The following is a 14,953-nucleotide window of genomic DNA, read 5'->3' as shown; positions in this document are numbered from 1 at the left end:
GTTTATGCCTTTTTGAAGGGAGGAAATTTCTTGAACGTGTTATATCAGCGTTCTCCACGAATGAAGGAAGTGCTCAAGAAGGAGACACTGGAGATTCTGCGTCCTCCGATGGAGCCCAGTAAGCCTTCTTTCTCGATCATTTCATTAATCATACCACTCGTCATGACATTGGCTACAGTGGGAGTTTATTTCTATTTGAGCCGTACCGGCCGATTGGGCAACAGTAGCTTCATGACCATTCAAATGGTCATGATGACGGTGATGCTCGCAACGTATACGATTCCTTTCTTTGTATACCTCAGTAATAAGAAAGAATATCATAAGCGGCTCGCTGAGAGAGAAGAGATGTACACATCTCAGCTTGCGAAGCATCGTGAAGAGCTTGAGACAGAAGCCGCAAGACAGGTACAGATCACTCATGAAATTCATGGGGATCCAGAAGTGTGCAGCCAGATTGTAAAGAACAGACACAGCTCTTTGTGGGAGCGTTCACCGGATGATGATGATTTTCTGGCCGTCCGCGCCGGTATCGGTGCTGAACCTTTTCGAATTACAATTGCTCCTCCAAGATTCGATGGTTATGAGCGCGAACCGCTGATCGAGGCTGCTCATAAATTGGCTGAGGATTTTATTACCGTCGAAGGGGCATCCATTGCACTGCCCATCTACGAGTCTAAAATTGTAGGTATTGTAGGTGATCGTGAGGACGTCTTGTCTATGCTGCGTGTAATTATTACACAGATTACGACAAGACATTCGCCGGATGAGGTCAAGCTTGCTGCTTTTTATGAAGAAAAAGAAGCAGATGAATTCGAATGGATGCGCTGGTTCCCTCACATTTGGGATGATGAACGCGGACAGCGGTTTATGGCGGACAGACACAGCGGTGCGCATCAGCTGGCAGATAGTCTGTACACGACGCTGAACCGACGTAAGAATTCCAGGAAAGAGCGGGGTAAGAAAGGGCCGGACATTCCGGTGTATGTGGTTCTAATGTCGGAGCGTGACATTATTGAAGAAGAGCCTTTGCTGCCTCTGATCCTGGAAGATCCTGAAGCAATCACAACTTGTACGATTATACTGGCTTCCCGCAAAGAGCATTTGCCAATGCATTGTCAGCTCGTGGTGGAGGCTCGGAAGAACGAAGGAAGCTACTCCAAGAAGACCGAACAGGCGGATGTCGTTCATCAGACTTTTGTACCCGATCGAATGACACGGTCCGAGGCGGAAATTTGTGCGCGAAATATGGCTCCGCTTCGATTGAAGCGATCCTCTGCTTCCGAAATACCTCCTCTGCTGCCTTTATTCGACATGATGGAAGTATCCAGAGTGGAACAGCTTGATGTAGCAGACAGATGGTCCCGGAACAGATTTCCTAACACATTGCCGGTACCCATGGGGGTCAGAGCTGGCGGCAAGAGAGTGTATCTTAATCTTCATGACAAGATCGAGCGTCAGGGACACGGTCCGCACGGTCTGATTGCCGGAACAACAGGATCGGGTAAGAGTGAGGTTATCCAATCGATCGTTGCATCTCTAGCCTCCGAATTTCACCCTCATGACTTGGCGTTTATGCTGATCGACTATAAGGGCGGTGGGATGTCTAACACATTTGAGAAGCTGCCTCATGTCGTCGGGACGATTACAAACCTTGACCAATCACTAATGGAAAGAGCAAAAATATCACTTCGTGCAGAACTGGTACGTCGACAAAAAATTCTGAATGATGCTGGAAATTTGCAGCACATCGATGAGTATTATAAATGGCTGGGTTCACACCAGGCTGAGCCGCTGCCGCATCTTGTCATTATTATTGATGAGTTCGCACAGCTGAAACGGGAACAGCCGGAGTTCATGGATGAACTGATCAGTATAGCTGCCATCGGCAGAACACTTGGCGTGCATTTGATCCTGGCCACGCAAAAACCTGCTGGTGTCGTTGACGATAAGATTTGGAGTAACTCCAGATTTAGAATATGTTTACGTGTTCAAAGCGAGGGAGACAGCCGGGATATGATCAAGATTCCGAATGCTGCCTGGATCACGAAGCCGGGCCGTGGTTATTTCCAGGTCGGCAGTGACGAAGTATTTGAAGAAATGCAATTTGCATGGAGTGGAGCTCCTTATACCTCACATACGGATGACAGTGCTTCTTCACTTCCCCTTATGGAAGTTAGATTAAATGGTAAGCGAGAGCCTCTGTTAACGGGCGAGAGAGTATCCATGATGCAGTCGGAAGGCTCCTCCAAGCAGCTTCAAGTCTTTATTGATCACATCTCAGAGGTAGCCGAGCAAGCGGGTATTGAGAGATTACAAGGTCCGTGGCTCCCTCCATTGCCAGAATTAATTCAATGGGAAGAGCTGGTTATGGATGGGGCAGTTTCAGAGAGCTCAGGCTCGGCCCTTACCGACCAGCTGGAACCGGTTGTCGGTATTGTAGATGATCTGACGAACCAGAAGCAGGTGCCCATGTCCATTAACTTAGGACAAGGTCATCTGGCTGTATACGGAATGCCTGGTCTTGGCAAAACAACCTTTGTACAGACGATGATCATGTCGCTTGCCAGAAGCTGCAGCAATTGGCATGGCTATGTTATTGATATGGGAAGAATGATGCGTGACTTTAGACAACTTCCGCAAATTGGTGGTGTGATGTCTGCTGAGGATGATGACCGAATTAAGCGGCTGTTTCGTTATTTAGCCAAAGTCTTCACACAAAGAAGAGAATTAATTGCAGAAGCAGGGGTCAAGACGGTTACAGCCTATCGCCGAAGCACAGGACAAACCTTGCCGCAAATTATCGTATGGATTGACGGGTACTTATCCTTCAGAAATTCTTACCCGGATGAGAATGAGCAGCTGGAGCTGTTCTTAAGGGAAGGCGTAAGCCTCGGGATTACTTTTGTAGTCACAGCCAATCGGATAACCGACATTTTCGAGAAGATCAGAAGCAACATAACTAATGCGGTTTCTTTTGAAATGGCAGATCCCAGCGATTATTATTATGCGGTAGGAAGACCGGCACGTGTCCCTAACGGATATCCTCCGGGTCGTGGTCTTGTTAAAGGGAATGTACCTCCACTTGAGTTTCAAACGGTTCTGCCTGTGTCAGGAACAGATGAGGCAGAGCGAGCGGACCAGCTAAGAGCTATGATTGGTAACGTTAATCAGACGTACAAGGGCTCGATACCTCAGAAGATAGATCCACTTCCTGAAGTCATTACACTTGCAGAAGTGCTGGATAATACAAAGCATACACGGAGTCAGGAGCAGAGAGATATTTATAATGTGCCCGTTGGACTCATGACAGATGACCTGGAAGTGTTTAATATCAGTCTTCGTGAAGGTCCGCATTTTATGGTTGCAAGTCCACTTGAGAGTGGTAAGACCAGCTTTATGCTGACATGGATGCTGTCCTTGGCATACCATTATAGTCCTGAGGAACTTCATATGTATTCGATAGATACGAGGTATGGGGAAGAAGGCTTAAGCCGGCTGTCCAATCTGCCTCATATACGTAAGAATGCTTCTAAGGATGAAGAGCTTGGTCCGTTAATACAGGAAGTATATGATACGGTCATGAGGCTTACAACAGATCGCTGTGGTCCTGAGATTGTATTGTTTATAGATGATGCTGATACACTGGCGAAGCAGATGAATGATTTTACGATGAAAGATCAACTCGCTGCTATTGTACGTCAAGGCAGAGATCGTGGTGTGCATGTAATCATCGCGGGAGTTGCCGCAGATTTCCCGACATTCGGTGCCGACTGGGTAACGGATATTAAAGCAGCCCAAAGCGGACTGTTGTTCGGGACGTTGGACCCTAATGATTTGTCGTTCTTCCGGATTCCTTTCTCAGAATCGAATACGGGTTCCAATGGTCTGAAAGTCCTGCCGGCAGGACAGGGGTACTATGTAAAACGGAGATTTTCCAGGATTAAAGCAGCGCTGCCATGGAATAACAATATGGAACGTGCCGATTGGATCGAAAAAATTCGCGACCGATGGCATGTTGTAGTTTGAAGGGAGGTGGCTCATAATGTTGACGGTTCATCATTCCAAACAGAAAGTAGTAACACTGGAACAGAAGGAACTGTTCTTTCTGGCAGGGATCATAGGTTCTGATCGATTGCTTGGCATTGAGGACCCCTTTATAGGATATCTGACAGAGGATATCGTAATGGAATGGGAGAATACCAAAGAAGAGTTATTAACGAAAGGGTATTTGACCCGAGATCAGGACTCCAGTGAACTCATCATGACACCAACCGTGTTCTCAAGGGTGGCCATTGCAGGCTTATCCTCCAGAGCTTGTCGTTTTGAAATAAAGAAGAAGCGAGGAGCGAAATACAAGGGTTACCTGCACTGTACAAATGAACGCGTAGTGGAATTGATCCCGACACAAGAGGAGCCTTATACCTACCAGTTATCAGACCTGGGCGATGTTGAACAGGCCTGTAAATCGGTTATTAGCAAAATTAAATGGGGCACAGAGCACACAAAGAACGATATTCCGGCTTTGATGTTCTCGAAAAAACGCTTCTTTGAGATCGTGAATGATTCTCTTCTTGATGAAGAAACATTGACCGGCCGTTTGTCGGAGGCATGCTACGATGTACAGGGAGCAGCAGCTTTGGCTCAAACAATTATCCATCAAGAGACAGAAGGGGAGCTTCAACTGCTTGTATGGACTGGAGAAAAATGGGACTCGCAGTCTGCAGCTTTTATCTCGAGCAGCTCTATGAACTGGCTTTTTCGTATGAGTACTGTTGGTAAAGGCGACTGGCTTATCGCTACGCCGATGGGTCAAGGAGACTTTAAAGATATGCTTCTAGAGTGGCTGATACAGCCAGCAGATCATGAAGAAAGGTGATGTATATGCGCATTCGTGTGGAACCGGATGTGCTTCGGACGCTTAGCGGGCAGCTTCAGCATGCGGCGGAGCAAATTCAGCAAATTGTTGTTGGTCTAGAACAAGCCCTTGGAAGAATAGAAGGCGATACCGCCGTTCATGAGGGAATTGTGTATGAATGGATGAGGTCGAAGCAGCTCGCCGGACATATTGAATTGGAACTTGAGAGATTTAGCTCCGAACTGCTTCGCAAGGCAAACCATTTCAAGCAAGCTGACGAAGATTATCATTCGTTTTTAGCTCATGTTGATTACACAAACGTTTCACCGATGCGTATGCTGCAATCTCAGCACCTGGAATCCATTAATAGCGATAAGCCTTTGGTGTTTTCGGTGTCTAATCCTAGGTCTGCTGTCATGGCTATTCAGCAATCCTGGAGTCCGGAGGATCAGCTAAATGATATGGGGACCCTGCGGTTAGCAACCGAGCTGAACCCGGCAGGGTGGAAGTTTACTGACCCTTCTCTAGGAGCAAAGGTTGGTTAAATTTTTTGTCAACCAGATGTTAAATGCAGTTTCATAGCCTCATTTTTAGGTGAATTACAAATAGGACCAATGACTTTAGACACACTTCGTGTCGTTTGGTACAATTTTCATGTGTTTCACCTAAATATTTGCAGATGAAAAAGGAGGAAGGCCCTACTATGTCAGGACGTATTTTAATATCCCCAGAACAGGTAGACCAAGTAGCAAACCAATTCAAACAAAGTGGTGAGCAAAGTCAACAGATCGTTTCCAGCTTGACTCAATCCATCAATGGGATGGAAGGACAATGGGAAGGTATGACAAAACAGCGTTTCTTCCAAGAATTCCAAGAGGCTAGCAAGCAAATGCAAAGCTTTGTTCAAACTTTGAACAGCATCAGCCAGGAACTGACAGCAATCGCTGCGAAATTCCGTCAGGTTGACCAATCTCGTTAATAGGAATTATCTGTACTTATATTACTTAAGGAAACCGGGAGTTTTCACGAACTTCCGGTTTTCTTGCATCACAACGTTAAAAGAGAGGGATGTTCATGTCTTTTCAACCTAAACCCGGTGATGAGTTCCTTATTCATGGTGAGAAATATGTGGTAGGACAGCATCCGGCTGCTCCAGGAATTGCATACGCACAAACAGGAAGGCAGGGCACGGTGTATAAACTAGTGCCGCAGAATGGACAGGAATATGAGGCAAAAGCCCTGAAGGTATTCTTTCCTAAATTCCGTGTTCCGGCTATGGTATACCAATCGGAGCAGATGGAGAAATACAGTGAAATATCAGGCCTGCAGGTATGTAAACGAGACGTGCTCACTCCTGAAAGAAACGGAAAATTAATAAGTGAGCATGGAGATCTTCTATATTCAGTGCTCATGCCTTGGGTGGATGGCATCAGCTGGTTTGATATCATCTGTGATAAGAAGCAGCTGACGACAGAAGAGAGCGTTATTCTAGCTTCGTCGCTTGCAAGTATAGGTTCGGCGATGGAGCAGAGAGGTATCGCACACTGTGATCTCTCGGCACCGAACGTCCTGGTTCCGTTTTTTTCCGAAGTAGAACGGCCTGAAGGAGCTGCTGCAGTTGAATTAGTCGACGTAGAGCAGCTATATAGTCCAAAAATGGACCGGCCTGATGCACTTCTCGCGGGTTCAGCCGGTTATGCAGCTCACCGGATCGTGAATAGCGGCTTGTGGAGCAGCTATGCTGACAGGTTTGCGGGAGCGGTGATCTTAGCAGAAATGCTCGGCTTCAGTGACCCCGAAATTGTCAATCGAACTTATGGAGAGAGCTTCTTCGATCAAAGAGAGCTTCAAACGAGCAGTGAGCGATATCGCAAGCTCCAGCAATCACTTGAATCCAGATTCGGATCCAAAATAGCGGAGCTGTTCGGCAGAGCATGGCATAGTCAAGATTTAAGCAGCTGCCCTACATTTGGCGAATGGCTGGTAGCCATATCTACAATCGATCTGAATGCTGTCCCCGTACAAAACAGCAGTGAGGAAGATTATTCCGCTGGTGTTGAAGATACGAGATCTGTAGAGGCATCAGCTGCAACAATCATTCCAGAAGATAAGAGCAGCAACGTCTCATCTCCTGTAGATGAACCCGCTCTCACGAATGCAGCGCATTCAGTAACCGACAAGGAGCAACAGGATCGTTTGCTCCAGGAAGCTTCTGTCAAAGAAAGTAAGGGAGAGCTGAATGCGGCCCTTGACTTATACAAATCAGCACTGCTATTGGAGAAGTCTGGAACAGCCCTGCATGTAGAGATTGCAGCAGCGATCCGCCAGATTGAAGATGCTTTGCCTACAGAGACGGATGAGCCTAAGAACTCACGCTTCTCTAAATTCCGTAGTCGTAAAGCGGTTATTGCGGGCGCAGCAGTGCTCTTAATCGGCATTATTGCGATTCCTGGAATGCATACACTGGCTGAACAGGCAGAGACGAAGCAGCTCGAGGCACAGCGTCTGGCTGAGCTTGAGAAGCAGGAGCAGGCCAAGAAGGCAGAGGAAGCGGCAAAGCTTGCTGAAGAGAATAAGAAAAAACAAGAGGCAGAGCTCGCTCTGAAGCAAGCTGAGGAAGAGAAAGCCCGTCTGGCCGCAGAGAAAGAGCGAGCTGCCCAGCAGGCGAAGTATGACAAGCAGGCGAAGTATGAGGCGTATCTAGCTCAGGTTGAAGCGAAGCAAAAGGCGAAGGAAAAGGCTGCTCTTCAGGAGAAATATGACAAGCAGGCAAAATATGAGGCGTATCTAGCCCAGCTTGAACAGAAGAAAGCACGCCAAGCGAAAGCTGAAACAACAGCTGCAAAAGAGGCTGCCGCAAAGGCAGAAGCTGCTAAACAGGCTCAAGCTAAGGCTGCAGCAGCTGCGGCGGCAGAACAAGCAGCGCAAAAAGCAGCTGCAGAAAAAGCAGCCAAGGAGAAGGCGGCACTCAAGCAGAAGCGTGCTCAGAACGTCAAGCAGCTCATTGCCTATTACAATCTAGCCTATAATGCACAGCAAGGACGCAAGATTGAAGCTGCGAGAGAACACGCGAATAACTTTATGGACCTGTATAATCAGGATGCTGAATATTTTGCAGGAGTAGGTAAAGTGGGACAGCGCAAGACACATATCTATAAATTTATTAGAAATAGAAGCTATAAATTGCCTGATATTTAAACTAGGGGTGAATGAACGGTCATGAACTATACGATACAAGCATCTCAGAGAACGCCGGCCCTCATCATTTATTTGATTGACATTAGTGCATCCATGAATATGATGATGGAAAATCGCAGAAGGATGGACATCGTGTACGAAGCATTGTCACTTGCCATACGTCAAATGGTGTTTCGTTCTACTAAAGGAAGCAGATTGACACCAAGGTATCGAATTGCAATTCTTGCGTACAGTGACGATGTATATGATCTGCTCGGAGGCGTTAAGGGAATAGACGAAATTGCAGCGATTGGTTCAATTCCGGATTTAACTCCGATGCGATTCTCGGACTCGGCCAAAGCCTTTCTTCAGGCAGAGAAAATCCTGCAGGCAGAGCTTCCATTTATGCAGGATTGTCCTGCTCCATTGATATGTCATATGACGGACGGAGTATCGACGGGAGAGGATCCAGAGCCGATCGCCAGACGAATTATGAATATGAGTGTTCCTGACGGGAACGTGCTGATTGAGAATATTTTCATCTCGGATCATTTGCTTAGTGCACCCATACCAGAACCGAGAAGATGGACGGGTATTTCACAGGATACGGAACTGAAAGATGAGCATGGAGAAAAACTGAAGAAGATGTCTTCGCCTCTTCCGGAGAGCTATAGGGAAATGCTAGTCGAGGCGGATTATCTGCTTGCCCCGGGTTCATTAATGATGCTCCCAGGGACTTGCGCAGAGCTCGTGTCCATCGGATTTCAAATGTCAGCGGCAACGCCTGTCAGGTAAGGGGGAGTTAGAAAGTGAAATCTTTGCGAATGTCTATGCCTGGTCATGTAAAAGCACATCCGGAAGAGAATTTTCACTTTGTCAGTTCACAGCAAGCAGATCATCCCCTAACCGCCTATAAAGGTCGGCTTACATGTCGTTATGGTTACGGGCTGGCAGCAGAATCGGCAACCTATGGGGATAATGGTCAAGACTTTGCTGCCGTTCATGTGGAAGGTGATATTTGTACATTTGTTCTGTGTGATGGGGTCTCTATGAGTTATTATGGTGATTTTGCTGCTAGATATTTAGGGAAGGCACTGCATGGATGGATGCTGGAGACGAAGGAGTGGTCCGTCTCTCGTTTGCAGCAATTTTTGACGAATATTACGATTCCTGCTTCCAGAGAGCTGAGTACATACCAGGCTGTTCACCACGAGAAGGTTCCGATCATGCTGCGAGAAGTGCTGGAGACGAAGAAGAAGCACGGCAGTCAGTCGATGTATATTTGCGGCAAGATTCAGCTTGGCTCTGGAAAAAAAGGCAGCAATCTTCAGCTTGCCTGGCAAGGTGATTCGAGAATCCGTTTGTTTCAAAACGGAACAGAGCTTGAACAATGTTTTGAAGTGACAAGGGCAACATCGGAGCGGTGGTCTACACTGCAGGGACCGATTGGTGGAACTCCGCATGTCTATGAAAAAAGCTTCAAAGCAAGTGAAGAAATTGTCTTGAGGCTATATACGGATGGGATGGGTGAGCTCGATCCTATCGGACTGCATTTGCCAGACGAGCAGATCCAAGTGCTTCTTGATGCACATCATACAGGTGGTCTTGAGGATGACGCTGCATTTATTGAAATCAGCTTTACCTCATAATTGTTGGATTGATCCGATTGATCGAAACTCAGTTAGACTATAAATTATAATCGATTAATTGAATTGCCAATTGAATTATTAAAACTCTCCTTTACTGGGCATTCTTATGTATGAGCCGCATGTGCTCCTTGTACATACCAACGCCTAAGGAGTGACCAAGAAGAATGTCTTCAAAACAACGTTTGCGTTTTCAAGGGAAAACCGCATTAGTAACGGGGGCTGGTTCCGGAATCGGGAAGGCAGTTGCCATCAAGCTGGCACAGGAAGGTGCGAATGTCGCTTTATTGGATCTAATAGATAAACGTACCCACGAAGCAGAACAAGAGATTCAAGCAATGGGCATGGGGAAGGTCCGTGCCTATGATGTTGATATTTCCGATGCAGCACGTGTTGCCGATGCGATAGAGAAGACGGTGAGTGAGCTTGGCGGCATCGATATTATATTTGCCAATGCAGGAATTAACGGCGTTGTGGCGCCCATTGAAGATATTGATGTAGAGGATTGGCAGAACACCATAACGACGAATCTCGGCGGCACTTTTTTTACTGTAAAGTATGCTGTTCCCCATATGAAGAAGGATGATGGAGGAAGCATTATTATTACGAGCTCGATCAATGGGAATTACACCTTCTCGAATATAGGGATGAGTGCATATAGTACTTCCAAAGCGGGTCAGGTAGCCTTCGCCAAAATGGCGGCACTGGAGCTGGCCAAGTTTAACATTAGAGTGAATGTTATTTGCCCAGGTGCCATCTCGACAAATATTGATCAGAGCACCGAAAAGTCAGAAGAGCTGAATGAAGTATCCATTAAGATGGAGTTTCCGAATGGACGTCAGCCGCTGGCACATGGTCCAGGTAAGCCGGAGGAGGTTGCGGACTTAGTTGCTTTTCTGGCATCGGATGAATCCAAGCATATTACAGGTGCACAGATTGTCATTGATGGAGCGGAGTCTCTGTTAAGCTGATCTTGATCACGATAGGTATGGAGTGAACGGCCGTTTCCCTTGCAGGAAGCGGTTTTTTTCGTTATTTTTAAAAGAAACAATTGTAAACGAGCAGGACAGCTAATATGCATGATAGAGCCGTCACTTCATTCTAGGATCGGATTAGAGGGAGGTATCATGGTGAGTATATTTTCAAGGATCGCTGAGCAGAAGATTGCTGAGGCAATAGAAAGAGGAGAATTGGATCATCTGCCAGGAGCAGGTAAGCCGCTTGTAATAGAAGATCTATCTCATGTCCCTGAAGACCTTCGGGCTTCATATAAAATACTGAAGAATTCAGGATATCTTCCCCCAGAACTCGAACTGCAGCAGGAATGCGTCAGCCTAGAGCAAATGATTCAATTATGTCAGACAGCAGAAGATAAGGAACAATGGATCAAGAAGCTGACCGAGAAACAAATCAAACTTAGAATCATGCTCGAAAAAAGAGGGATTAGCCATAACCCCTCCCTCCAAGCTTATGAAGAGAGAATTCGCAGTAAGTTGGTGGATGATTGATTTAGATCCGCATTCATTTTGAGAAGAATATCATTGGAGAGTTGAATTTAAATGCATAAGGAGCATCATCAAGGACATTCATTGCCTATCGTTCAGATCATACCTGACTTGAAACGAACATTGGCTGAACATACGTCTGCTGTACTCATTGCTGAACCAGGCGCAGGCAAAACTACGGTCGTCCCTCTAGAATTATATAAAGAACCTTGGCTCGGCAATAAGAAGATTATTATGCTTGAGCCTCGGCGGCTTGCTGCAAGAAATGCGGCAGTAAGAATGGCAAAGGCATTAAATGAACCTGTAGGTCAAACGGTGGGGTATCGTGTTCGCCATGATACGAAGGTGAGCCGACATACTCAGATTGAAGTTGTGACAGAAGGTGTACTGACCCGTATGCTTCAGCAGGATCAAGGGTTGGAGGATACGGCTCTGCTGATCTTTGACGAATTTCATGAACGTAATATACACGGAGATCTGTCACTGGCGCTGGCGCTCGAGAGCAAGCTGCTCCTTCGGAATGATCTGCGTATTCTTGTCATGAGTGCAACGCTTGAGGCTGAACCTGTATCCGGTCTACTTGGAGGGGCACCCGTGCTTTCCTGTGAAGGCAGGACCTTTCCGGTGGAGACAAATTACGCGCCAGTCCCCATGAATACGGAGCTGGAGAATCATATGGCCCACATTATTCAGCGGGGCTTGGCCAACCATGAAGGGGATATCCTGGCTTTCTTGCCCGGAGCACGAGAAATTCACAGGACGGAGCGATTGCTGCAGCAGATGAACCTGGGGAGCTCTATACATATCTGTCCTTTGTACGGTTCACTGACTGCCGAAGAGCAGGATGCTGCTATTCGGGCAGCTCAGCCAGGGGAGCGCAAAGTGGTCCTGGCGACGACAATAGCGGAATCAAGTCTTACCATTGAAGGGATTACCGTTGTTGTGGACAGCGGACTGCGCAAAGAGTCGTTGTACTCATCCCGTACAGGAATGAATAGACTCGTCACACGGCCCATATCCAAAGCATCGAGCGATCAGCGAAGAGGACGTGCAGGACGTGTAAAGCCAGGGGTATGTTATCGTCTGTGGAGCCAGCTGGAGCAGGATGCCCGGCCGGAGTCATCTCGGCCGGAAATACTGTCAGCGGATTTGGCTCAGCTGACGCTGGAGCTTTCGGCCTGGGGCGTGACTGACCCAGGCGAGCTGAGCTGGCTGGATGCACCGCCGCCAGCATCTTACGAAGAAGCCAAGCAGCTGCTGCGCAGGCTTGGCTGTCTGAATGACCTCGGCACCATTACGAGCCGAGGTCGTGAGATCGCGGGTATGGGCACCCACCCGCGGCTCGGCAGCATGCTGCTGCAAGCGGCAGAGCTTGGGCTGGCCGAGGAGGCCAGCCTGCTCGCTGCGCTGCTTGCAGAGGGCTCATCCCGCATGGCAGGTGCCGCGGCGGGATGGGACATTCGCCCGCAGCTGACGCTAATGCGGGCACCAGGGGCTCAAGATGCGGCGAAGCACCGCATCTTGCAGGAGAGCCGCCAGCTGCTGGCATCCCTCGCACATCACCGGCAGAAGCCGGAGAATGGGCGGAGGATGAGCGAATACAGCTGCGGCCTACTGCTTGCCTTTGCCTATCCGGATCGGATTGGGCAAAGAAGAGAGGATGGCCGCTACCTGCTGTCCAGCGGCCGCGGTACACGTTTCCCCGGAGCAGGGGCCTTCACGGGAAACGAAGGGGCTTACATCGTCGTTGCTGAAGCCGATGATCAAGGGGCAGACGGATTGATCCGGCTTGCAGCTCCACTGTCAATTAGTGAACTCATGACATATAAGCCTGAATGGATTCAACTGGAGCACGAAGTAAAATGGGACTACAAAACGCAAAGTGTACGCGCCAAAAAACGGCAGCGTCTGGATGCCCTTATATTGAAGGAGATGGCTTATCCAGATCCTCCTGAGGAGAGCATCATTACCGCTCTGCTTGAGGGAATAAAGGAAGAGGGACTTCGCCTGCTGACATTGAGTAAAGCGGAGCATCAGCTCATCGAACGAATCAAATTCATGCATCGAGCCTATCCGGAGTGGCCGGAGCTTACGAATGAAACGGAGCTCGTGGATTATATTGCAGAACGGATGGCTCCTTATCTGATTGGAATAAGGACAGCGGCCCAGCTTCAGAAGGTATCTATCACCTCTGTCCTCATGGACAGTCTGACCTGGGAGGAGCGGCAGCTGCTGGAGCGAGAGGCGCCGACTCATTTTACCGCACCGAGCGGATCGCGAGTCAAGATTGAATATAGTGGACAGGGAGCTCCTTACATTGCGGTAAGACTACAGGAGATGTTTGGTCTCGAGCGGACACCTGCAATTGGTAACGGCAGAGTCCCATTAACAGTTCATCTGTTGTCTCCGGCACAGCGTCCGGTTCAAGTGACGAAAGATCTCGAAAGCTTCTGGCGTGAAGGATATTTCGAAGTGAAAAAGGATCTGAAAGGCCGCTATCCGAAGCACTACTGGCCGGATAATCCGCTGGAAGCAATGCCTACCAGCAGAGTCAGGCCCAAATAATAGCTTTGGTACGTAAGCGGGATTTCCCAACATGGTTCATTACACAAGAGGATTCTGAAATGGATTTGGATCTGTTACTACTAGATCTGTTTAGCTCTCCGAGAGAAGGGTAAGTAAGAAACAAGTACTTAACTCAAGGAGGAATGAACAATGGCAAAGCAAAAAGTAGTTGGTGTATTCGAGACAGATGAGGCTGCATCTCGTGCAATAGAACAGTTGATAAGTAAAGGCTATACGAATGAAGAAATATCGGTAATCACGAGGAGCAAGGAAGATCAGAGAGCGATTGAGAGCGAAACAGGAACAAAAGCGCCTGAAGGGATTGCAGCGGGTGCTGCTACAGGCGGTGTTCTTGGCGGACTAGCGGGATTATTTGCAGGAATCGGTGCACTTGCCATTCCAGGAATTGGACCGATTCTAGCGGCAGGGCCTATTGCTGCTACACTGACAGGAGCAGCCGTCGGTGCTGGAGCAGGCGGACTGGTCGGTGGTTTGGTTGGACTTGGTATTCCTGAAGATGAAGCAAAAGAATACGAGAAAAATATTGATGAAGGTAAAATTCTTGTACTAGTCGATCAAAAATATGCCGATACCGATGTTTACGGTGTATTCAGAGACAACCGGTCCTTAAATGCGGATCGCTATGATGATCGGTACAATGAGCGTACAGACAATATGCCAGGTCCAGACAGAGTGCCAGAGGATCGGGTGGAGCAGGAAGCGATGGGAACAAGAATTGATCGAACGATGCGCTAAGGTCACCACTTTCACGCACTAAAAAACGAATGGAGATATAATCTGCTTCATCTAGAAACCGCTTTGTAATCAAAGCGGTTTTTTTGTGCTTGGATTTTATTTGAAAATTTGTGTCTCCCTTTACTCCTATAATCAACACCTGAAAAATTCACAATAACTAGGTGCAAATATAAATTCTAGGGGTTTGAATCAGTATGAAGTACTTTAATTCGGAGATCATTTAAAGCCTATTAAAGCAAAGATAAGTTCTCATTGAAATTAATAATTCAACATATGAAAAATTCAAATTAATGGAACGTTTCATCTGAACTTGGTTTCCTTTGATTTAACTGAGGTAATTTGTCACGTACTTATGTCATATATTCTGTCTTAAAACAGATATATGAAAAAATAGAAGGATGTCAAGATGAAAAAAGACGTTTATAATGAGAGAAAGTTGGTTATTTGAA

Annotated in this window: 11 protein-coding genes; all 11 read left to right on the top strand. The window is 47.3% G+C overall.

What is annotated here, in order from left to right; genetic code table 11:
- Positions 1-30: 30 nt before the first annotated feature.
- The 11 genes from essC to BK126_RS01930 all read left to right on the top strand — a co-directional run bounded on the left by essC (position 31) and on the right by BK126_RS01930 (position 14,504).
- A complete protein-coding gene (gene essC / locus BK126_RS01980) occupies positions 31-4,026 on the top strand; it encodes a type VII secretion protein EssC (protein ID WP_076311050.1) in 3,996 nt (1,331 codons plus the stop codon).
- A gap of 16 nt (positions 4,027-4,042) precedes the next feature.
- Positions 4,043-4,876: a hypothetical protein gene (locus BK126_RS01975; RefSeq protein ID WP_076311049.1), complete on the top strand. Its 834-nt coding sequence runs from the start codon at positions 4,043-4,045 to the stop codon at positions 4,874-4,876.
- Between the two features lie 5 nt (positions 4,877-4,881).
- Complete coding sequence (locus tag BK126_RS01970; protein ID WP_076312504.1) at positions 4,882-5,400, top strand: WXG100 family type VII secretion target; 519 nt, start codon at positions 4,882-4,884, stop codon at positions 5,398-5,400.
- 158 nt (positions 5,401-5,558) lie between these two features.
- Positions 5,559-5,834 (top strand): WXG100 family type VII secretion target, encoded by a 276-nt coding sequence (locus tag BK126_RS01965; RefSeq protein WP_047909612.1) that lies wholly within the window; start codon positions 5,559-5,561, stop codon positions 5,832-5,834.
- 95 nt (positions 5,835-5,929) lie between these two features.
- On the top strand, positions 5,930-8,053 hold the full coding sequence (locus tag BK126_RS01960) for a protein kinase family protein (protein WP_076311048.1): 2,124 nt from the start codon (positions 5,930-5,932) through the stop codon (positions 8,051-8,053).
- Between the two features lie 21 nt (positions 8,054-8,074).
- The gene (locus BK126_RS01955; protein WP_076311047.1) at positions 8,075-8,827 is read left to right on the top strand and encodes a vWA domain-containing protein; all 753 of its coding nucleotides are present in this window, start codon (positions 8,075-8,077) and stop codon (positions 8,825-8,827) included.
- A 14-nt stretch (positions 8,828-8,841) separates the two neighbouring features.
- Complete coding sequence (locus tag BK126_RS01950) at positions 8,842-9,681, top strand: hypothetical protein (protein WP_083655681.1); 840 nt, start codon at positions 8,842-8,844, stop codon at positions 9,679-9,681.
- A gap of 164 nt (positions 9,682-9,845) precedes the next feature.
- The gene (locus BK126_RS01945) at positions 9,846-10,649 is read left to right on the top strand and encodes an SDR family oxidoreductase (protein WP_076311046.1); all 804 of its coding nucleotides are present in this window, start codon (positions 9,846-9,848) and stop codon (positions 10,647-10,649) included.
- 159 nt (positions 10,650-10,808) lie between these two features.
- Complete coding sequence (locus BK126_RS01940) at positions 10,809-11,186, top strand: DnaJ family domain-containing protein (protein WP_076312502.1); 378 nt, start codon at positions 10,809-10,811, stop codon at positions 11,184-11,186.
- 51 nt (positions 11,187-11,237) lie between these two features.
- Positions 11,238-13,748: an ATP-dependent helicase HrpB gene (gene hrpB / locus BK126_RS01935; protein ID WP_076311045.1), complete on the top strand. Its 2,511-nt coding sequence runs from the start codon at positions 11,238-11,240 to the stop codon at positions 13,746-13,748.
- A gap of 150 nt (positions 13,749-13,898) precedes the next feature.
- Positions 13,899-14,504 (top strand): general stress protein, encoded by a 606-nt coding sequence (locus BK126_RS01930; protein WP_083655680.1) that lies wholly within the window; start codon positions 13,899-13,901, stop codon positions 14,502-14,504.
- The last annotated feature ends 449 nt before the right edge of the window (positions 14,505-14,953 follow it).

Source organism: Paenibacillus sp. FSL H7-0326, assembly GCF_001955535.1.
Taxonomy (GTDB): Bacteria; Bacillota; Bacilli; order Paenibacillales; family Paenibacillaceae; genus Paenibacillus; species Paenibacillus shunpengii.
The sequence above is the reverse complement of the archived record's forward strand: the minus strand, read 5'-3'. Positions and strand labels throughout refer to the sequence as shown.